Origin of the sequence: Caballeronia sp. AZ7_KS35 (assembly GCF_023631045.1) — a bacterium.
Lineage (GTDB): Bacteria > Pseudomonadota > Gammaproteobacteria > Burkholderiales > Burkholderiaceae > Caballeronia > Caballeronia zhejiangensis.
Window position 1 is genome coordinate 131,496 of the sequence record NZ_JALQDV010000008.1, and the last position, 17,901, is coordinate 149,396.

The following is a 17,901-nucleotide window of genomic DNA, read 5'->3' on the forward strand; positions in this document are numbered from 1 at the left end:
GCGCGCCCGTCGCGGGCGCGTCAAAAAATCCGCTGACCGGTCCGGCTGGTCGTCTCGAAATAATCTTTATGGAGAGCCGGATTGCCAGATCAGGGGCCATGCAAATTGCGTCAGGCGCGGCGCGCCTTCGGTTCTTCGGAGTCGTCGTCCAGTTCGGCTTCGTTCGATGGACTCGCATCTCTTTCGTCTTCACGCGGCATCGGAACGGGCGCATCGTGCGCGGTGCCCAAAGGCTGTGCGTGAATCCCGGCTGTCGACGCGGCGCGCTCGTCCAGCGCATCCGCACGTTCCGTTCCGAGTCTTTCCTGCTGTTCTTCTGTCTGTTCTTGCTCCGCCGGCCCGGCGGCCGCGCGCTCATCGGCGGAAGCGTCGGGTTCGGCGGATTCCGCCGATTCCAGCGCTTCAACGGCGAAGACCTGCGCCGGGGCGTCAGGTTCCCCGTCATTCGACGCTTGCGGCGTGGCCGGCGGCTCGATGCCCGCCGGCGGCGCATTCCCGGCGATGCTGTCGGGAAATTCGATCGAATGCTGCGCGAGCAGCGATGCTTCGAGCTGCGCCGACGGATTGTCCAGCGCGGGCAACTCGTCGAGCGCGGTCAGGCCGAGATCGTCGAGAAACTGCTTGGTCGTCGCGTACAGTGCCGGGCGGCCCGGCACGTCGCGATGACCGATCACCTCGATCCAGCCACGGTCCTCCAGTTGCTTCACGACCTGCGTGTTCACCGTCACGCCGCGGATCTCTTCGATATCGCCCCGCGTCACTGGTTGCCGATAGGCAATGATCGCCAGCGTTTCGAGTACGGCCCGCGAATACTTGGGCGGCTTTTCCGGGTGCAGCCTGTCGAGATAGGCCCGCATCGCGGGCTTGCTCTGAAAACGCCAGCCCGAGGCAAGCGCGACCAGTTCCACGCCGCGTCCCGACCAGTCGGCCTTGAGCGCTTCGAGCAACGTGCGAACGGTATCCGCCGAAATGTCGTCGGCGAACAGCTTGCGCAATTCATTCAGCCTCAGCGGTTCCTGCGCGCAAATCAAAGCAGTCTCGAGGACGATCTTCGCCTCTTGGGTATTCATGCAGCTTGGGTCAACCCTATATGGTCAATGATTCAATTCAAATCGAGCTTGCGCAGGACCGAACGCCACCAAAATGGTGCGAACGATAAAGCTGGACGCGGAGTTTCAAGACGCGCTCGCCCGATTGTAATCGGTCATATTGATTGGGAGCACGCACCGGGGAGAGGCGTAAAGGGCGATCGGTGAGCGAACGCCGGGCCATCCAGCCGGACGAGGTGGCGCTTTCCTAGGCGAAAGCGCGTGACTGAGCGCCATATTACGCAAAAACAACCGGGGCGTAAAGGTGATCGATTGATCGGCACCCGGACTCACTCGACGCCGGTCGTGCGCGGCCGACGTCGATCGGCACGGCTCAGGCGACGCCGCGCGCCGTCAGGAATCGCTGCAGGCGTTCGACGCCCGTGTCCAGCCGTGCGGGATCGCACGCGTAGCACCAGCGCACGAAGCCTTCGCCTTCCGGGCCGAACGCGCTGCCCGGCGCAAGTCCGAGACGGGCTTCGCGCACCAGCGATTTGCACAGTTCGAGGCTGTTTTGCGCGCCCGGTAGCGAGAAAAACAGGTACATCGCGCCGTCGGGCGTGCGCACGTCGACGCCCTCGATCGCCTGAAGCGCCCGCACGAGATGATCGCGGCTTGCGCGCAGATCCGCGACGAGCGCCTGAGTAAAGCGCTCGCCCTCTTCCACCGCGACGACGCCCGCCTGCTGCACGAACGACGGCGCGCACGACGTGTTGTACTCGACCAGCTTGCCGAGATCGTCCATCAGTTGCGTCGGGGCGACGAGCCAGCCGAGGCGCCAGCCGGTCATCAGCCACGCCTTCGAAAACGAATTCACCGCGATCACGCGCTCGTCGCGCGCGGCGAGATCGAGAAAGGACGGCGCGACGCGAGCGTCATCGCCGTAGTACAGGCGTTCGTAGACTTCGTCCGCGACGATCCAGATTCCGTGACGGCGGCAATGCGCGAGCACGGCGCGCTGCTGATCGCGCGTCATCGTCCAGCCGGTCGGGTTGTTCGGCGAGTTGATCATCAGCATGCGCGTGTTGGGCGTGAGCGCCGCGAGCAGGCGGTCGAGATCGAGCGTCCAGCCACGCGGGCCGTAAGTCAGCGAAACGGTATCGACGCTCGCGCCGAGGATTTTCGGAATCTCGACGAGATTCGGCCATAGCGGCGTCACGGCGACGACGCGATCGCCCGCACCGACCACGAGTTGCGCCGCGAGCATCAGCGCGTTCACGCCGGCGCTCGTCACGGCGATGTGCGCCGGCGTCGTCGCGCCGTGCAGCGCGCTCACGTAGCGGCTGAGCGATTCGCGCAGCGGGGCGATGCCGAGATTGTGCGTGTAGAACGTGGCGCCATCGGCAAGCGCGCGGCTTGCGGCATCGCGGATGAATTGCGGCGTCACGCGATCCGATTCGCCGAACCAGAACGGCAGCACATCGGCGACGCCGAAACCCGCGTTTGCGACCTCGCGGATCTGCGACGGCCTCAACGCCCGCACGGCGTCGCGCGCATTCGGCCCACCCGATGCGTGCGCGCCCGCCAATTGACTCAGTTCGCTGACCACCGCGCCTTCCGATTCACTCATCGCTCGCCCCGTCGTCTTGTCTTAAAAAAGAAGTCTAACGCGCGCGCCGTGATTTTCGCGATGAACGGAGGCTTATCCGAGGTCTTCCGCACGCGGCGGCAGCGAGGCGATCAGCGACCACACCGATTCCGCCGCGGGCGACAGCGAGCGATCGCGCCGCCGCACGAGCTCCACGGTCCGTTCGGCGCGCGGTTCGAGCGGCAACGCGACCAGCGACGAATCCGCCGGCAGCGGCAGCGCGAGCCACGGCAGCACGCTCACGCCGACGCCCGCTTCCACGAGCCCGAACACCGTCGCCGAGTGTCCGAGTTCCTGCACCACTTGCGCCTCGACGCCGTGCTCCTGCATGACGGCATCGATGATCGGCCGGCTGCCCGACGCGTAGTCGAGCATCACGAGCCGCTCGCCCGCGAGCGCTTCCCACGGCACCGCCGTCTCGCGCCCGAGCGGATGATCGCGCCGCGCGACGAGACAGAACGAATCGGTCATCACGGGTTCGCCGTGGAGTTCGTCGGAGGAAAACGGGCCGATCACGACGCCGAAATCGACCTCGCCCGACTTCACCTTGCGCAGGACATCAGACTGGACGTCGTCGCGCAGACTCAGCGTGATGAGCGGAAACTGCCGCAAGCACGACGCGATCACGCGCGGCATCAGCCGGCAGGCGACCGTCGGACTCGCCGCGACGATCACGCGTCCGCGGCGCTGCTGGCCGAGATCGCGGACCTCGCGCAGCGCTTCGTCCAGGTCGGCCAGCAGGCGCGACACCGTGCCGACGAGATTCACGCCGACATCGGTCAGCTGAACTTCGCGCGTCGTCCGGTCGATCAGCTTGAGACCAATCTCCCCTTCCAGCTCGCGCACGCACCGGCTGACCGCCGACTGCGTGAGGCCGATTTCATCGCCTGCGCGGCTGAAGCTGCGCAGCCTCGATACTTCGATGAAGACGCGCAGTTGCCGCAACGTCACGTTCAATGGCGCGTTCATTCAGAATGCTCATCAATATCCACAATTCATGCACGGATTATAGCGAGCATTGGTCTGAACTCATGCCCGAACGCGCGTTTCGCTGCGGTGCAGCAAATCCTCACGACGCACGCTGGATGGGCCTATTGCACTTGATTGGTGATTGTCCCGATTTCTTAATCAGTGTGTTTCGGGTCTGATACGGGCCATGCTGGCATCGCGTCAGCCTACTGCCATGCGGGTTTCCCGGATTTAGCAACATGCATGGCACGGTTCTCGCATTTCATTGCGCACAGAGGTTGGAGCCATTCGCGGTTACATCGAACATCGTCCGCCGCAATCGCTCTGGCCTTCCCAGGTATTCGTTCATCGGATTCCGACCAGAGTGCGCGGCGCGGGGCAGCGCACCGGGGTTAGCTTCGCTGAGGTGAGATATGGTGCTGTTCGACGATTTGAGAGATAACGAGTGGGCGCTGGTTGAGGCGTTGTTCTGTTCCGAGCCGGCGCGCAGCGAACGGCGCGGCCGTCCGCGCGTCGAAGCGCGGGCCGTGGTCAACGCGGTTTTGTGGGTGCTGTCGACGGGCGAAGGCTGGTCGAAGCTGCCCGGACGCTACCCGTCCCCGCCGACCTGCCGCCGCCGCTTCGACGAGTGGCAGGCAGACGGCACGCTGGCCGAGATCGTGAAGCGCCTTTCCAGCAACGGCCGTGAAGTGTCGCTGCGCGGACGCATCGGTTCCAGCGCCGCCAAACCGCCCGCGCCGCCGAGCCGCGATCGCCTGCGTGGCGCGTTCTGGACGAACCCGGAATCGTGGCGCGCTCCGGCCAAGATGGCCTGAACGGTTCTTTGCATCGACCGAAGCCGGCGCTCGCTGGCTTCACCCAGACATTTCACCTCTCGCGCGGGCCGCGGCCTGCGCGAATCTTTCTCCTCTTTGCGTTGCCGCATTCGGATGTCGTAGCACAGTCGCGCGCACTGCGTCGTCGACGAAACAACTCTTTACGATTCCTTACAGCGCCCCGGCGGATCGCAGCATAGCTTGGTGATTAATCGAACAAGCCCCACGAAGGCTTCGAGGATTTCACCATGAAGGCATCGACTCTGCTCGCTCATGGCGCCTTCGTCGCGCTGACGAGCACTGCGGCGATGAGCCAGGCGCAGCCGCCACCTCCCGCATCCGACTTTCACGTCAGCACGAAGGCTTCGATGGCCGCGCCGCAGAATGCCGGCCGCAATCGCGATGCGACGCCGCCCGCGCCACGCGGCGACCTGCGCGGCGATATCGCGAGCAACGTGCGCGCGCGTCCCGATACCGAACGCGATGCGCGTTCACAACATCATTGAGTTCGTCTGAACGATGCGCGCTTGACGGAACCACTCCGGCGCGCGGCAGTCACACCTCGTGCCATGAGCACAGCATGGCGACAGTGAGATCCGGTATGCCCGTGTCGTTCGCGATACGGGCACTTTTTTGGGGTATTGCCGTTGGCTGCAGGCAGATTGTCGGCTCTTTCATCCGACGACAACGCTCCCTCGACCCATGCGTCGACTGTCGACCGCTGCCGGCCTCGCTGCCGACGTGTCCGGCAGTGCTAGACTCGCGCCTCCAGGACCGCCTCCTGACCACCGAACGTATAAGGTTCCATGCGGCGCAAGTCCCAGTCGCTGCCACGTTCGTCGCGCGAAAGACGCGTGAATTCGTGCTTGCCGCGTTCGGTCACGACCGCGATATCGACCGGTGCGTGAAATCCGGGCGCGGGCGCCACGGTGCGCTGCCGGGCGAGTTCGAGCAAACCGAGCGCGCGCAAGAGATCGAAAACGTTGGGGCGTTTCGCCCAAGGAACCTGACGATACTGCGCTCGGCGAAGTGCTTCGAGTACAACTTCGTTGGAATACGTGGTCATCTCGTTGTTTCTTCCTGTGCAGCCATGACGACGCTCGTGACGGTCGCAAGACGGTCCGCGACGTCGACTAAACGCGGCGCGCCGAATTCCGATTGCGACGAACGACTCGCAGCCGAATGTTTGGCCACCGCTTGCGTTAGGTGCTGCTTTCTATTACAAGCCCCCGTTGACAGCGCGCTAATCACGCGCTCTGCTGCGACATCCGCCGATGCGTTCCGAAGCACGCGATGACGGAACGAATTGCCCTTAAACCAATACGTTACCCCAATCAAATTGGTTCTATTCACTTTATTGCTGCTTTTTTTTGCGTTATTCGCACTATGGCGACGCCGCCGCATCCAGATTGCGATCATCGTGGCGGCGCTCGCGTGGGCGATCGGCGCGGGATGGTTCGCAACGCCTTTGCTCGATCTCGCCCAGCACGGCTATCGTCACACGGACGTGCCTTCGTTCGCACCGAAGACGACGATCGTGCTGATGGGCGGCGGCACGCATCGCAGCGAAGCGGGGCTCGTTCCGAAGTCCAACGCGGTGCGGCGCATCGACGCCGTGGCAACGCTGTATCGCGAATGCCGCGAAACCGGCGCGTCGTGCAAGGTGATTCTGAGCGGCGGCGATCCGGAACATCACGGGCAGGCCGAAGCCGACAATTACGCGCCATACGTGCTTGCGCAAGGCGTCGCTGCAGACGACCTCGTGCGCGAGAATCAAAGCCTCAATACTTACCAGAACGCGCGAAACGTGGCCGGTATTCTCGGCCACGCACATGACAACCGTTTGATCGTCGTCACATCCGCGTATCACATGCGCCGCGCGTTGCGTGCTTTCGAGGCTTTCGGCTATGCGCCGGTGCCGTATGTGTCGGATGTATGGCCCACTCGCCCGACGTTCTTTCCCCGTGTGCGGGGCTTCACGAACAGCGAGCTCGCGATGCACGAACTCGTCGGGCTCGCGCGCTTCGACGTGTATCGCTGGCTGCATCTCTATTAGCGCCTCGTGATTCGGGAGCGAAGCGCATTGATAAGCACTGGAAAATAATTCGACGCTTGTGCTCGATCATGCGCGTCCGCTTTTCGGACAGACGCACGACACACCCTTGCCCGATTCAAGGCTTATGATTCAGGTTGTCTGATCGTCAGACGCGCGAGGTTAGCGGCTGACTACCCGCACAGCGGGAGCGATTTTTGCTCAGACACAAGTGTCGTTCCAACGGATCGGACAGACGATTCCCAGGTTCCAACTGCCACTCGGAGGTAACAATGAAGAAAGTGTCCCTGGCTGTTCTGTTGTCCCTCAGCGCGGTCGCATCGGCCGCGTATGCCCAGAGCGATCAAGGCGTGACCATGAGCACCGATCCCGCCAAAATCGCTGATGTCGAGTCGCGCGCGCAGGCTCTGCAGTCGCGTCAGGAAAGCCAAAAGATGACCGAGCAGACGCCTTCTTCGCACAAGTCGATGCATCACAAGAAATCGCACAGCAAGCCGGCGGCCCCGAGCCAGTAAGCCGGTTCCCGCTGCAAGGCGCGGGGCCATTCACGCCGCGGTGAGTCGACGCATCGGCTCACCGCGGCGCGAGCAAAATCAGTTTCCCTGCTTCGCGCATTCAGGCGCGTTCGGCGCGATGCGTCACCCAGTCGCCGCCTTCGATGCACGGCAGCCCGGCAGCGGACGCAGCCCCGACGGGATAGATCAGGCAATCGACCCGATCCTTTCTCCCCTCGATTTCCACCTCCACATGCAGGCGATGCGAGCGGAATAAGCCTTCCACGCCCGGATACACATGTTCGATCTCGTCGAGCACGGGCACGAGCGCGTCCTCGATCCGGTAGACATCGCCGCGAATCGGCGCGCCCTTCTCATCGATCACGAGACCAGGATAGTTGCCGAAGTCGAAAAGCTGACCCCGAACGTGGGCGGCACCGATCCATTCGGGCGTAGCGATGCCGTTTCGCGCGGCTGCGTGGTTGATATCGTTGGCCTCGCCCGCGCGCAGCGTGCCGTAGACAAAAACGTATTGCATCGAGAAAAACGCTCCTGTTGTCGCAAAAGGTGAACAACGGGCATTATGCGCCGGGCAATATTCGCGGTTCGCCCGGGCGCGCGCTTTCGGCTACCATCGGCGCGTGGCGGTCGATGAATCCGGCCGCCTGCAACCATCAACTCGAGCGAACATGGCCACGTTTGTCGAATCGAACTCGTCGGGCGAAGAAGTCGAGCATCTCGACATTCCCGTCGAGCATTCGCCGACGCTCGATCATCCGATTCGCGTGCGCTCGCGGCCCGTTCCCTACGGCGTGCGGATCGCGCTGCATACGCATCCGTGGGCGCAGGTCGCCTATACGTCGCGCGGGGTCTTGCGTGTCGCGACAGCGGATTCGACTTGGATGGTGCCGCCTTCGCGCGCGATCTGGGTGCCGCCCAATGTCACGCACGAGGTCGTGATCGTCGAGGACGCTTATCTGCGGACGCTTTACGTCGACGCGAGCGTCGTGCCGGCGGGTCTCGGCGCGTGTCGCGTCGTCGAGGTGTCGCCGCTTTTGCGCGAAGTCATCGCGGCGCTCGATGAAGAACCGATTTCGCGTCAGCGCGAGCGACTGCTGGGCACGCTCGCGCTCGATGAAATCATCCGCTCGCAGCCGCTGCCGCTCTCCGTGCCGATGCCGAACGAGAAGCGCCTGCGCGCCCTGTGCAACGCCGTGCTCGCCGATCCGTCGCATTCCGATCTGGAGCGGTGGTCATCGGAGGCCGGCGCGAGTTCGCGCACCATCGCGCGGCTTTTCAGACGCGAACTCGGCGTGAGTTTTTCCCAGTGGCGTCAGCAGGCCGTTCTTGCGCGCGCCATTCCGCTGCTCAGCCAGGGCCGTCCGCTCGCGCAAGTTGCGCGTGAACTGGGCTATCAGAGCCAGAGCGCATTCTCCGCGATGTTTCGCCGTGCGTTCGGCGAAAGCCCGCGCGCATTTTTCGCCCGCGATGGCCGCGACGAGCGCGACATCGACGGCTCTTAGCGCGTGTGCGCGCTTTCTTCAGACGCGCCGCACCATGTGCCGGATTGCGCCGAGCTGCGCGAGCCGCGGTCCAGCCGGCCGGTATCCGAGCCGAATGTAAAGACGCGCCGCGGGGTTATCGACGAACACGCGCAACTGACATTCGGCGAGCCCGCGCGCCCTCGCCCATCGATGCGCCGTGTTAAGCAGAAAGGTCCCGGCGCCGTGTCCACGATAGCCCTTCGCGATCTGCACGTCGCGAATATGCAGCGAATTGTCTTCCTCGGTGACACGCATGACGCCAATCGGAACGCCATCCGCCTGCAGGATGAAATTTTCGGACTCGCGCCAGCTGGAAAGGAAAAGATCGCCGCGCCACACGAGATTGTGACGCCGATAGTAGCCCACCATGTTGTCGTGCGTGAGCGCTTCGGCGAAGGCGAAGTCCGCCATGTTCGCCTGGCGCAGTTGATAGAGCGAGAGGTCTTCGGTCGGGTCGAGCATCGCACGGGCACGAGAAACAGGTGCCTAAACACTAAGACAGTGTGCGCGGGCTGGCAATGGCCATTATCACGGTCGAATGCGCAGCGAACGCGTACGAAAGGGAATCGGATATGGCGAGCGGCGGAAAGCGGGCAAAAAAAATCCAGCCCGAAGGCTGGATTTCCTTAAAACAACTTGGCGGAGCGGACGGGGCTCGAACCCGCGACCCCCGGCGTGACAGGCCGGTATTCTAACCAACTGAACTACCGCTCCACTTCTTTTCATCGTTCACAGTGTCACTTGTGAACTTGCAGCGCTTTTGACTAGCAGCCGCCGATGTTCTGGCGTCCCCTAGGGGATTCGAACCCCTGTACTCACCGTGAAAGGGTGATGTCCTAGGCCTCTAGACGAAGGGGACTTCAACTTCTGCACACCCTGCGGCGAAAAAAAACCGGCTCTCATTAGCCGGAGTGTTTCTGCTCGCAAGCGTTGGCGGAGCGGACGGGGCTCGAACCCGCGACCCCCGGCGTGACAGGCCGGTATTCTAACCAACTGAACTACCGCTCCACTTCTTTTCATCCGTTCACAGTGTCACCTGCGAACTTGCAGCGCTTTTGACTAGCAGCCGCCGATGTTCTGGCGTCCCCTAGGGGATTCGAACCCCTGTACTCACCGTGAAAGGGTGATGTCCTAGGCCTCTAGACGAAGGGGACAGAAACTTGTGATTCTGTCTTTACTACTGCTCCGCTGATCTACTTGCCGCCGATCAGCGAAGACCGAAATTCTATACAACTTCGTGTTACCTGTGAAGTATTTTTTTTTGCGACCTCCGTTTCCGGAGAACAAGCTTCGCACTACTTCAACTGCTTTCTGCTGTTCTTGGTGGAGGTAAGCGGGATCGAACCGCTGACCTCTTGCATGCCATGCAAGCGCTCTCCCAGCTGAGCTATACCCCCTTGCAGAACAGAAACGAGATTGTATAGGGCGTTTTCGAAGTTGTAAATACCCTCTGACGACTTCAGTGAAACTTTTTTGCCTCGACAGACGCCGATGCGCGCAATGGATCACGCCCCGCGATCCATTGCGCGGACCTCAACCCGCCGCCTTTTCCAGACGCGCCAACACGACATCGCGTCCGAAGAGCATCAGGACGGCATCGATCGACGGCGTGTGGGTCGTGCCCGCGACCAGCAGGCGCACTGGCATCGCGAGTTGCGGCATTTTCAGCTTGTGCGCGGCGAGCGTCGCCTTGAGCGCGGCCGCGATCGCTTCCTTGGTCCACTCGACGTTCGCGAGCGCCGCACGCAGGTCCGCGATAGCCGGACGCACCGCATCGGTGACGTGCTGCGCGAAGGCATCCGCATCGATCACCGGCTCACGATAGAACATGGCGGCGTTATCGGCGATTTCCTTCACCGTCGATGCGCGGTCCTTCAAGAGCCCGATCACCTGATCGAGCGGCGCGCCGCCGTCGATCGCCGCGGCATCGATACCGGCCTGCCGCAGGAACGGCTTCGTCAGCTCGGCGAGACGCGCGTTGTCCGCTTCCTTGATGTAGTGCGCGTTGAGCCAGTTCAGCTTGTCGTGGTCGTACTGCGCGGGCGACTTGCCGAGATGCTCGAGATCGAACCATTCGACGAACTGCTCGCGCGAGAAAATCTCCGCATCGCCATGCGACCAGCCGAGGCGCGCCAGATAGTTGACCACCGCTTCCGGCAGATAGCCATTGTCGCGATAGCCCGTCACGCTCATCGCGCCGTGGCGCTTGCTCATCTTCTCGCCCTGCTCGTTCAGCACGGTCGGCAGATGCGCGTACACCGGCACCTCGCCGCCGAGCGCGCGCAGAATGTTGATCTGGCGCGGCGTGTTGTTGACGTGATCGTCGCCGCGAATCACATGCGTGATCTTCATGTCGAGATCGTCGACGACCACGCAGAAGTTATACGTCGGCGTGCCGTCGGGGCGCGCGATCACGAGGTCGTCGAGTTCCTCGTTCGAAATTTCGATGTGGCCTTTCACCGCGTCGTCCCATGCGACCGTGCCCGAGAGCGGATTGCGAAAGCGCACGACAGGCTTCACGCCTTCCGGAACCGGCGGCAGCACCTTGCCCGGCTCGGGGCGCCACGTACCGTCGTAGCGCGGCTTCTCGCCCGCGGCGCGCTGACGCTCGCGCAGCGCGTCGAGCTCTTCCGTCGACATGTAGCAGTGATACGCGAGCCCCTTTTCCATCATCTGCGCGATGACCTCGCGATAACGGTCCATGCGCTGCATCTGATAGAACGGGCCTTCGTCGAAATCGAGCCCGAGCCACGCCATGCCGTCGAGAATCGCATCGACCGACGCATCGGTGGAGCGCTCGAGATCGGTGTCCTCGATGCGCAGCACGAAAGTGCCCTTCATCTTGCGCGCGAACGCCCACGGATAAAGCGCGGAGCGGATGTTGCCGAGATGGATGAAGCCGGTCGGACTCGGAGCGAAGCGTGTGCGGACTTGGGTGGTCATTGCTGTTTACTCGATGAATGGCAGTGCGCCAGGCGCTGAAATGCCGCGCAAAATGAGACGAAATTATACTCGCCGCCCGCTTCGCGCCGGTCCGCGCGCCTTTTGTTTTATGATGTGCGCGCTTTTCAAGATCTCCCCGAACGCCCGCATCGACGGGCCTGCCGGAACCCGCCGCACCGCTGGAGCACACTTTGAGTTCATCGTCACCCCGTCTTTCGCGCCGCGCGTTTTCGCTCGCGGCCGCGTCGTCCGTTCTCGCCGCCTGCACCACCACGAGCGGCGGCAATTCAGGCGAAACGGCGATCGTCACGCCGCCGGCGCCGCCGAAGGCAGAACCGCAACAACCGATGCGTATCGGGCTCGCGCTCGGCGGCGGCGCCGCGCGCGGCTTCGCGCATATCGGCGTGATCAAGGCGCTCGAGGCGCGCAACGTGCGCGTGGATCTCGTCGCGGGCACGAGCGCCGGCTCGGTCATCGCGGCGCTGTACGCATCGGGGATGAGCGGCATCGCGATCAACAAGCTCGCCCTCACGATGGACGAAGCCTCGATCAGCGACTGGGCGATGCCCTTTCGCGCGCGCGGCATCCTGCAAGGCGTCGCGCTGCAGAACTACCTGAACAGGACGCTCGACAACCGTCCGATCGAAAAGATGGCGAAGCCGCTCGGCATCGTCGCCACGGATCTGAAGAGCGGCCAGCCGATTCTCTTTCAGCGCGGCAACACGGGCGTCGCTGTGCGGGCGTCGTGCAGCGTGCCGTCGATTTTCGAGCCGGTGAAGATCGGCGATCGCGAGTATGTCGACGGCGGGCTCGTGAGTCCGGTGCCAGCGGCGTTCGCGCACAAGATGGGCGCGGATTTCGTGATTGCCGTCGATATTTCGGCGCGGCCGGAAAGCGGGCTGACATCGAGCTCGTTCGACGTGCTGATGCAGACCTTCACGATCATGGGCCAGACCATCAAGGCCTACGAGCTCGACAAATACGCGAACGCGGTCGTCCGCCCCAACCTCAACGCGATGAGCAGCAGCGATTTCAGCCAGCGCAATGCATCGATTCTCGCGGGCGAGGAAGCCGTCGCCAAGATGTGGCCGACGTTGCAGCGACAGCTCGCGGAGCGCGGCGCGAAGGTCTGAACTTCTGCAATGCGAAGCATCGGCGCAAAAGAATGCCCGCAAAACAAAACGGCGGCTTCTCACGAAGCCGCCGTCATGGCGAATTAGAACCGGTCAGTAGTCCGCGTCCTCGATCCAGGCCGCCTGGATTGCCTCGAGAATCTTCTCGTTGGACTTTTCGGGATCGTCGTCGAAACCGTCGAGTTCGGTGATCCAGCGATGCAGGTCAGTGAAACGCACATATTGGGGATCGACATCCTGATGCGCGTCGGTGAGTGCCATCGCGATCTCCTGGGTATCTGTCCACTTCATGGGCGAGCCTCCTGTCAGTGATTTTCTTTGGCGTGATTGATGGAGTACCGCGGGATCTCGACCACCAGATCCTCGTCGGCAGGCACCATTGCCTGACATGATAACCGCGATGTCGGTTCGAGACCCCACGCTTTATCGAGCAGATCGTCCTCGTCTTCCTCGGACGGCTCGAGCGCGTTGAAGCCCTCGCGAATGATGACGTGGCACGTCGTGCACGCGCACGATTTCTCGCAGGCGTGCTCGATCTCGATGCCGTGATCCAGCAGATTGTCGCAGATGCTCTTGCCGATGTCGGCGTCGATCACCGCGCCGTCCGGGCAAAGCTCCACGTGAGGCAGCACAACGATTTGAGGCATGTTTCGTATTTCTCGAATAGGATGATTTAGACGTCGTCGAGCTTGCGGCCCGCGAGCGCGCGGCGGATGCTCTTGTTCATGCGGCGCGCGGCGAATTCATCGGTGCCGGTGGCGAGCGTCTTCGTCGCATCTTCGATCTTCTCGACCGAATCGCCGTTCGCGAGCGCCGCCAGTTCGGTCACGAGCGCGACGATTTGCGCGCGTTCATCGTCGTCGAGCAGTTCGCCGTCAGTTTCGAGCGCAACGTGCGTCGCTTCGATGAGACGCTCCGCTTCCACCTGCGCCTCGCGCAACGCACGCGCGCGCATGTCCGTCTCGGCGGTCTTGAAGCTCTCTTCGAGCATGCGGGCGACTTCGTCGTCGGCGAGTCCGTACGACGGCTTCACGACCACCGACGCCTCCACGCCCGACATCTGCTCGCGCGCGAACACGGACAAGAGACCGTCCGCGTCGACCTGATAGGTCACACGAATGCGCGCCGCGCCCGCCGCCATCGGCGGAATGCCGCGCAACTCGAAGCGCGCGAGCGACCGGCAATCGGACACGAGTTCGCGCTCGCCCTGAACGACATGGATCGCCATCGCGGTCTGGCCGTCCTTGAAGGTCGTGAAATCCTGTGCGCGCGCGGTCGGGATCGTCGAATTGCGTGGGATGATTTTCTCGGTGAGGCCGCCCATCGTTTCGACGCCGAGCGACAGCGGAATCACGTCGAGCAGCAGCCAGTCGTCGCCTTCGCCGCGACGGTTGCCCGCGAGCAGATCGGCCTGAATCGCAGCGCCCAGCGCGACGACCTGATCTGGATCGAGATTGATGAGCGGCGGCTGGCCGAAAAACGTTTCGACCGCGCGGCGGATCACCGGCATGCGCGTGGCGCCGCCAACCAGTACGACGCCCTTGATGTCCTTCGCGGCGACCTTCGCATCGCGCAGCGCCTTTTTCGTCGGCGTGAGCGTGCGCGCGACGAGCGCCTCGGTCAGCGCGGCGAACTCGGCTTCGGTCACGGCGACATCGATCTGCTGGCCAGTCGAGAGTGTCGCCTGGACGCGCGTTTCGTTCGTCGACGACAGCGCTTCCTTCGCGTTGCGAACGAGATCGAGCAGCAGGCGCACGTCTTCCGGCGCATCGACCGACACGCCCGCCGCCGTCAAGACGTGCCGATACAGCGCGTGATCGAAATCGTCGCCGCCGAGCGCGGAATCGCCGCCCGCCGCAAGCACTTCGAAGACGCCTTTCGTGAGCTTGAGAATCGACAGATCGAATGTGCCGCCGCCGAGGTCGTAGACGGCGTAGAGGCCTTCCGCGCCGTTATCGAGACCGTAAGCGATCGCGGCTGCGGTCGGCTCGTTGAGCAGGCGCAGCACGTTCAGGCCGGCGAGCTTCGCCGCGTCCTTCGTCGCCTGACGCTGGGCTTCGTCGAAATAGGCGGGCACCGTGATCACCGCGCCGACGAGATCCTCGCCGAGCGTGTCTTCCGCGCGATAACGCAGCGTCGCGAGAATTTCCGCCGATATTTCGACCGGGCTTTTCACGCCGTCGACGGTGCGAATCTGCACCATGCCCGGCGCGTCGATGAAATCGTACGGCGCGTTCTCCGCGCCCTCGACCTCGCTCTTGCCGCGGCCCATGAAACGCTTCACCGAGACGATCGTATTGCGCGGATCGATGACCGCTTCTTCCTTGGCGGCGCGGCCGATGCGCCGTCCGCCCTTCTCCAGATAGCGCACGACCGACGGCAGCAGCACGTGGCCGTCCTCGTCGGGCAGCGCTTCGGGCACGCTGCTGCGCACGGCCGCGACGAGCGAGTTCGTCGTGCCGAGATCGATGCCGACCGCCACGCGCCTTTGATGCGGCGCCGGCGCCATGCCGGGTTCTGAGATTTGCAGTAAAGCCATCGTTGGTCTTATGAGGTTGTATGCGGCGCGTTTGCCTTTAGTGTTCGAGCCGTTCGATCTGCGCGCCGATTTCATGCGCCACGCGTTCGATGAACATCAACTGACGCACGGCCTCGCCCGCCGCCTGATCCGACTTGCTGTCGATCAGCGCCTCGAGCTTGGTGAAGCGAATGCGCTCTTCGTCGCGCAGTTCGTCGAGCAGCGCTTCGAGCGCACCGATGTTCTTCGCGTTCGCCGCATCCTCGATATTTTCGCGCCATTCCATCTGCTGCATCAGGAACGCCGGCTCCATCGCGGTGTTGTTCTCCGCGCCGACGTCGATGCCGCGCTGCGCGAGCATATAGCGCGCGCGCTTCAGCGGATCGCGCAGCGTCTGATACGCCTCGTTCGCGTGCGTGGCCCACTGCATCGCGAGACGCTTCTGCGCATCGCCGGCCGCGGCGAAACGGTCCGGATGCACTTGCGCCTGCACGGTGCGATAAGCGTCGTCGAGCTTCTGCTGGTCGACGGCGAAGGTCTGCGGCAGATCGAAGAGATCGAAGTGACTGTCGGTGAGCGTGGCCATGCTATGTCTGTGAATTCAGTGTGCGCGAATGAAAAAGGCGGCACGCGCCGCCTCTTTTGCCGATACCGCCGGCGTCATTCCCGTCAGACGCGGAACGATTCGCCGCAGCCGCATTCGTCCTTCGCGTTCGGATTGTTGAACTTGAAGCCTTCGTTCAGGCCTTCGCGGGCGAAGTCCAGCTCGGTGCCGTCGAGATACGGAAGACTCTTCGGATCGATCACGATCTTCACGCCCGACGACTCGAACACGGTGTCCTCCGGTGCGAGCTCGTCGACATACTCGAGCTTGTACGCGAGGCCCGAACAGCCCGTCGTCCGCACGCCCAGCCGCAAGCCGACGCCCTTGCCGCGCCGCGTCAGATACTTCTGCACGTGTTGTGCCGCTTTATCCGTCAACGTGATTGCCATAGTCTTCGCTTCTCTCTTCGGGGCGCCGCCCCGGACGCCCGTCGTCACAATTACGCCGCTGCCTGCTTCGATTCCGCCGCTGCCGCTTCCGGCGCCGCGACGCCATGACGCTGCTTGTAGTCCGCAACCGCCGCCTTGATCGCGTCTTCCGCGAGGATCGAGCAGTGGATCTTCACCGGCGGCAGCGCCAGTTCTTCGGCGATCTGCGTGTTCTTGATGGTGAGCGCCTGATCCAGCGTCTTGCCCTTCACCCATTCGGTGACGAGCGAGCTCGATGCGATCGCCGAGCCGCAGCCGTAGGTCTTGAACTTCGCGTCCTCGATCACGCCATCCGCGCCCACGCGGATCTGCAGCTTCATCACGTCGCCGCACGCCGGCGCGCCGACCATGCCGGTGCCGACGGTGTCGTCGTCCTTCGAGAACGAGCCGACGTTACGCGGGTTTTCGTAGTGGTCCAGAACCTTGTCGCTATAAGCCATGATTCAAACTCTCCTAATATTCGGTGTCGCGTGGCGCTCAGTGGTCGCTTAGTGCGCAGCCCACTGGATGGTCGAGATGTCGATGCCGTCCTTGTGCATTTCCCAGAGCGGCGACAGATCGCGCAGTTTCGCGATCTTGTTCTTCAGCAGGTTGATCACATAGTCGACGTCCTGCTCGGTGGTGAAGCGGCCGACCGTGAAGCGGATCGAGCTGTGCGCGAGTTCGTCGTTACGGCCGAGCGCGCGCAGCACATAAGAGGGCTCGAGCGACGCCGACGTGCACGCCGAACCCGACGACACCGCGACGTCCTTCACCGCCATGATCAGCGATTCGCCTTCGACGAAGTTGAAGCTGATGTTGAGGTTGTGCGGCACGCGGCGTTCCATGTCGCCGTTGACGTACACCTCTTCGATGTCCTGCAGCCCCTTCAGCAGACGGTCGCGCAGCATGCGGATGCGCTCGTTCTCCGTCGCCATTTCCTCCCGCGCGATGCGGAACGCTTCGCCCATGCCGACGATCTGATGCGTCGCGAGCGTGCCCGAACGCATGCCGCGCTCGTGACCGCCGCCGTGCATCTGCGCTTCGATGCGCACGCGCGGCTTGCGACGCACGTACAGCGCGCCGATGCCCTTCGGACCGTACGTCTTGTGAGCCGAAAACGACATCAGATCGACCTTCAGCTTTTGCAGATCGATTTCGATCTTGCCGGTGGCTTGCGCCGCATCGACGTGGAAAATGATGCCCTTCTCGCGCGTGATCTCGCCGATCGCCTCGATGTCCTGAATCACGCCGATTTCGTTGTTCACGCTCATCACGGAGACGAGGATCGTGTCCGGACGGATCGCCGCCTTGAACTTTTCCAGATCGATGAGACCGTCGTCCTTCACGTCGAGATACGTGACTTCGTAGCCTTCGCGCTCCAGCTCACGCGTGGTGTCGAGCACGGCCTTGTGCTCGGTCTTCACGGTGATGATGTGCTTGCCCTTGCTCTTGTAGAAGTGCGCCGCGCCCTTGATGGCGAGGTTGTCCGATTCCGTCGCACCCGACGTCCAGATGATCTCGCGCGGATCGCAATTCACGAGCGCCGCGACGTTCTCGCGCGCTTCCTCGACCGCACGCTCCGCATCCCAGCCGTACTGGTGGCTGCGCGAGGCCGGATTGCCGAACTGCTCGCGAAGATACGGAATCATCTTGTCCACCACGCGCGGATCGACGGGGGTCGTCGCGCTGTAGTCCATGTAAATGGGCAGGTGGGGAATATCGTTGTTCATCAGTCGCTCCGG

21 protein-coding genes and 5 tRNA genes are annotated in these 17,901 nt (G+C 63.1%); 6 read left to right on the forward strand and 20 right to left on the reverse strand.

What is annotated here, in order from left to right; all coding sequences use genetic code 11:
* Positions 1-110 precede the first annotated feature (110 nt).
* From scpB to NCT05_RS09990, 3 genes are all read right to left on the reverse strand, one after another.
* Positions 111-1,070 carry an SMC-Scp complex subunit ScpB gene (gene scpB / locus NCT05_RS09980; RefSeq protein WP_008349227.1) on the reverse strand — a complete coding sequence of 320 codons (960 nt, stop codon included), beginning with the start codon at positions 1,068-1,070 and terminating at the stop codon, positions 111-113.
* 352 nt (positions 1,071-1,422) lie between these two features.
* The gene (locus NCT05_RS09985; RefSeq protein ID WP_250502204.1) at positions 1,423-2,658 is read right to left on the reverse strand and encodes a pyridoxal phosphate-dependent aminotransferase; all 1,236 of its coding nucleotides are present in this window, start codon (positions 2,656-2,658) and stop codon (positions 1,423-1,425) included.
* Between the two features lie 72 nt (positions 2,659-2,730).
* On the reverse strand, positions 2,731-3,633 hold the full coding sequence (locus NCT05_RS09990; RefSeq protein ID WP_008349225.1) for a LysR family transcriptional regulator: 903 nt from the start codon (positions 3,631-3,633) through the stop codon (positions 2,731-2,733).
* Positions 3,634-4,058: 425 nt separating this feature from the next.
* Between NCT05_RS09990 and NCT05_RS09995 the strand changes: the two genes are divergently transcribed.
* The gene (locus NCT05_RS09995) at positions 4,059-4,460 is read left to right on the forward strand and encodes a transposase (protein WP_008349224.1); all 402 of its coding nucleotides are present in this window, start codon (positions 4,059-4,061) and stop codon (positions 4,458-4,460) included.
* Positions 4,461-4,708: 248 nt separating this feature from the next.
* Positions 4,709-4,966, forward strand: a complete 258-nt coding sequence (locus tag NCT05_RS10000; protein ID WP_008349223.1) for a hypothetical protein — start codon at positions 4,709-4,711, stop codon at positions 4,964-4,966.
* A 248-nt stretch (positions 4,967-5,214) separates the two neighbouring features.
* Here NCT05_RS10000 and NCT05_RS10005 read toward each other — a convergent pair whose 3' ends face one another.
* Entirely contained in the window at positions 5,215-5,526 is a 312-nt protein-coding gene (locus NCT05_RS10005; RefSeq protein ID WP_008349222.1) for a hypothetical protein, read from the reverse strand.
* Complete coding sequence (locus NCT05_RS10010; protein ID WP_162483413.1) at positions 5,523-5,879, reverse strand: hypothetical protein; 357 nt, start codon at positions 5,877-5,879, stop codon at positions 5,523-5,525. The genes NCT05_RS10005 and NCT05_RS10010 overlap by 4 nt, the downstream gene beginning before the upstream one ends.
* A gap of 1 nt (position 5,880) precedes the next feature.
* On the opposite strand from NCT05_RS10010, the gene NCT05_RS10015 reads away from it, so the two are divergent.
* A complete protein-coding gene (locus NCT05_RS10015) occupies positions 5,881-6,516 on the forward strand; it encodes a YdcF family protein (protein WP_235366243.1) in 636 nt (211 codons plus the stop codon).
* A gap of 269 nt (positions 6,517-6,785) precedes the next feature.
* Complete coding sequence (locus tag NCT05_RS10020) at positions 6,786-7,028, forward strand: hypothetical protein (RefSeq protein ID WP_008349220.1); 243 nt, start codon at positions 6,786-6,788, stop codon at positions 7,026-7,028.
* Positions 7,029-7,128: 100 nt separating this feature from the next.
* Here the strand turns inward: NCT05_RS10020 and NCT05_RS10025 are convergent, their stop codons facing one another.
* Positions 7,129-7,545, reverse strand: a complete 417-nt coding sequence (locus NCT05_RS10025) for a gamma-glutamylcyclotransferase family protein (RefSeq protein WP_034473211.1) — start codon at positions 7,543-7,545, stop codon at positions 7,129-7,131.
* A 151-nt stretch (positions 7,546-7,696) separates the two neighbouring features.
* On the opposite strand from NCT05_RS10025, the gene NCT05_RS10030 reads away from it, so the two are divergent.
* Positions 7,697-8,530 (forward strand): AraC family transcriptional regulator, encoded by an 834-nt coding sequence (locus NCT05_RS10030; RefSeq protein WP_008349217.1) that lies wholly within the window; start codon positions 7,697-7,699, stop codon positions 8,528-8,530.
* An 18-nt stretch (positions 8,531-8,548) separates the two neighbouring features.
* Here NCT05_RS10030 and NCT05_RS10035 read toward each other — a convergent pair whose 3' ends face one another.
* The 7 genes from NCT05_RS10035 to gltX all read right to left on the reverse strand — a co-directional run bounded on the left by NCT05_RS10035 (position 8,549) and on the right by gltX (position 11,494).
* Positions 8,549-9,013 carry a GNAT family N-acetyltransferase gene (locus NCT05_RS10035; RefSeq protein ID WP_008349215.1) on the reverse strand — a complete coding sequence of 155 codons (465 nt, stop codon included), beginning with the start codon at positions 9,011-9,013 and terminating at the stop codon, positions 8,549-8,551.
* A gap of 175 nt (positions 9,014-9,188) precedes the next feature.
* Positions 9,189-9,265 (reverse strand) — tRNA-Asp (locus NCT05_RS10040).
* A gap of 69 nt (positions 9,266-9,334) precedes the next feature.
* Positions 9,335-9,410 (reverse strand) — tRNA-Glu (locus NCT05_RS10045).
* A gap of 72 nt (positions 9,411-9,482) precedes the next feature.
* Positions 9,483-9,559 (reverse strand) — tRNA-Asp (locus NCT05_RS10050).
* Positions 9,560-9,629: 70 nt separating this feature from the next.
* Positions 9,630-9,705, reverse strand: a tRNA-Glu gene (locus tag NCT05_RS10055).
* A gap of 167 nt (positions 9,706-9,872) precedes the next feature.
* Positions 9,873-9,948 (reverse strand) — tRNA-Ala (locus tag NCT05_RS10060).
* A gap of 136 nt (positions 9,949-10,084) precedes the next feature.
* Complete coding sequence (gltX, locus tag NCT05_RS10065; RefSeq protein ID WP_250502205.1) at positions 10,085-11,494, reverse strand: glutamate--tRNA ligase; 1,410 nt, start codon at positions 11,492-11,494, stop codon at positions 10,085-10,087.
* Positions 11,495-11,652: 158 nt separating this feature from the next.
* Between gltX and NCT05_RS10070 the strand changes: the two genes are divergently transcribed.
* Positions 11,653-12,627, forward strand: coding sequence for a patatin-like phospholipase family protein (locus NCT05_RS10070; protein ID WP_250439922.1), 975 nt, complete (start codon positions 11,653-11,655; stop codon positions 12,625-12,627).
* 93 nt (positions 12,628-12,720) lie between these two features.
* On the opposite strand, the gene iscX is transcribed toward NCT05_RS10070, so the two are convergent.
* From iscX to NCT05_RS10105, 7 genes are all read right to left on the reverse strand, one after another.
* A complete protein-coding gene (gene iscX / locus NCT05_RS10075; RefSeq protein WP_008349212.1) occupies positions 12,721-12,918 on the reverse strand; it encodes a Fe-S cluster assembly protein IscX in 198 nt (65 codons plus the stop codon).
* Positions 12,919-12,932: 14 nt separating this feature from the next.
* Complete coding sequence (gene fdx, locus NCT05_RS10080) at positions 12,933-13,274, reverse strand: ISC system 2Fe-2S type ferredoxin (RefSeq protein WP_008349211.1); 342 nt, start codon at positions 13,272-13,274, stop codon at positions 12,933-12,935.
* A gap of 26 nt (positions 13,275-13,300) precedes the next feature.
* On the reverse strand, positions 13,301-15,166 hold the full coding sequence (gene hscA, locus NCT05_RS10085; RefSeq protein WP_250502206.1) for a Fe-S protein assembly chaperone HscA: 1,866 nt from the start codon (positions 15,164-15,166) through the stop codon (positions 13,301-13,303).
* A 37-nt stretch (positions 15,167-15,203) separates the two neighbouring features.
* Entirely contained in the window at positions 15,204-15,731 is a 528-nt protein-coding gene (gene hscB / locus NCT05_RS10090) for a Fe-S protein assembly co-chaperone HscB (RefSeq protein ID WP_175982302.1), read from the reverse strand.
* Between the two features lie 83 nt (positions 15,732-15,814).
* Positions 15,815-16,138 (reverse strand): iron-sulfur cluster assembly protein IscA, encoded by a 324-nt coding sequence (gene iscA / locus NCT05_RS10095; protein WP_008349207.1) that lies wholly within the window; start codon positions 16,136-16,138, stop codon positions 15,815-15,817.
* Positions 16,139-16,188: 50 nt separating this feature from the next.
* Positions 16,189-16,617: a Fe-S cluster assembly scaffold IscU gene (gene iscU / locus NCT05_RS10100; protein ID WP_008349206.1), complete on the reverse strand. Its 429-nt coding sequence runs from the start codon at positions 16,615-16,617 to the stop codon at positions 16,189-16,191.
* 48 nt (positions 16,618-16,665) lie between these two features.
* Positions 16,666-17,889: an IscS subfamily cysteine desulfurase gene (locus NCT05_RS10105; protein ID WP_008349205.1), complete on the reverse strand. Its 1,224-nt coding sequence runs from the start codon at positions 17,887-17,889 to the stop codon at positions 16,666-16,668.
* Positions 17,890-17,901 lie beyond the last annotated feature (12 nt).

What these genes read in the sequence shown, in the direction of transcription:
- scpB (WP_008349227.1), bottom strand. Translation starts at nt 1,070, where the DNA reads ATGAATACCCAAGAGGCGAAGATCGTCCTCGAGACTGCTTTGATTTGC.
- NCT05_RS09985 (WP_250502204.1), bottom strand. Translation starts at nt 2,658, where the DNA reads ATGAGTGAATCGGAAGGCGCGGTGGTCAGCGAACTGAGTCAATTGGCG.
- NCT05_RS09995 (WP_008349224.1), top strand. Translation starts at nt 4,059, where the DNA reads ATGGTGCTGTTCGACGATTTGAGAGATAACGAGTGGGCGCTGGTTGAG.
- NCT05_RS10000 (WP_008349223.1), top strand. Translation starts at nt 4,709, where the DNA reads ATGAAGGCATCGACTCTGCTCGCTCATGGCGCCTTCGTCGCGCTGACG.
- NCT05_RS10005 (WP_008349222.1), bottom strand. Translation starts at nt 5,526, where the DNA reads ATGACCACGTATTCCAACGAAGTTGTACTCGAAGCACTTCGCCGAGCG.
- NCT05_RS10010 (WP_162483413.1), bottom strand. Translation starts at nt 5,879, where the DNA reads ATGATCGCAATCTGGATGCGGCGGCGTCGCCATAGTGCGAATAACGCA.
- NCT05_RS10020 (WP_008349220.1), top strand. Translation starts at nt 6,786, where the DNA reads ATGAAGAAAGTGTCCCTGGCTGTTCTGTTGTCCCTCAGCGCGGTCGCA.
- NCT05_RS10025 (WP_034473211.1), bottom strand. Translation starts at nt 7,545, where the DNA reads ATGCAATACGTTTTTGTCTACGGCACGCTGCGCGCGGGCGAGGCCAAC.
- NCT05_RS10030 (WP_008349217.1), top strand. Translation starts at nt 7,697, where the DNA reads ATGGCCACGTTTGTCGAATCGAACTCGTCGGGCGAAGAAGTCGAGCAT.
- NCT05_RS10035 (WP_008349215.1), bottom strand. Translation starts at nt 9,013, where the DNA reads ATGCTCGACCCGACCGAAGACCTCTCGCTCTATCAACTGCGCCAGGCG.
- gltX (WP_250502205.1), bottom strand. Translation starts at nt 11,494, where the DNA reads ATGACCACCCAAGTCCGCACACGCTTCGCTCCGAGTCCGACCGGCTTC.
- iscX (WP_008349212.1), bottom strand. Translation starts at nt 12,918, where the DNA reads ATGAAGTGGACAGATACCCAGGAGATCGCGATGGCACTCACCGACGCG.
- fdx (WP_008349211.1), bottom strand. Translation starts at nt 13,274, where the DNA reads ATGCCTCAAATCGTTGTGCTGCCTCACGTGGAGCTTTGCCCGGACGGC.
- hscA (WP_250502206.1), bottom strand. Translation starts at nt 15,166, where the DNA reads ATGGCTTTACTGCAAATCTCAGAACCCGGCATGGCGCCGGCGCCGCAT.
- hscB (WP_175982302.1), bottom strand. Translation starts at nt 15,731, where the DNA reads ATGGCCACGCTCACCGACAGTCACTTCGATCTCTTCGATCTGCCGCAG.
- iscA (WP_008349207.1), bottom strand. Translation starts at nt 16,138, where the DNA reads ATGGCAATCACGTTGACGGATAAAGCGGCACAACACGTGCAGAAGTAT.
- iscU (WP_008349206.1), bottom strand. Translation starts at nt 16,617, where the DNA reads ATGGCTTATAGCGACAAGGTTCTGGACCACTACGAAAACCCGCGTAAC.
- NCT05_RS10105 (WP_008349205.1), bottom strand. Translation starts at nt 17,889, where the DNA reads ATGAACAACGATATTCCCCACCTGCCCATTTACATGGACTACAGCGCG.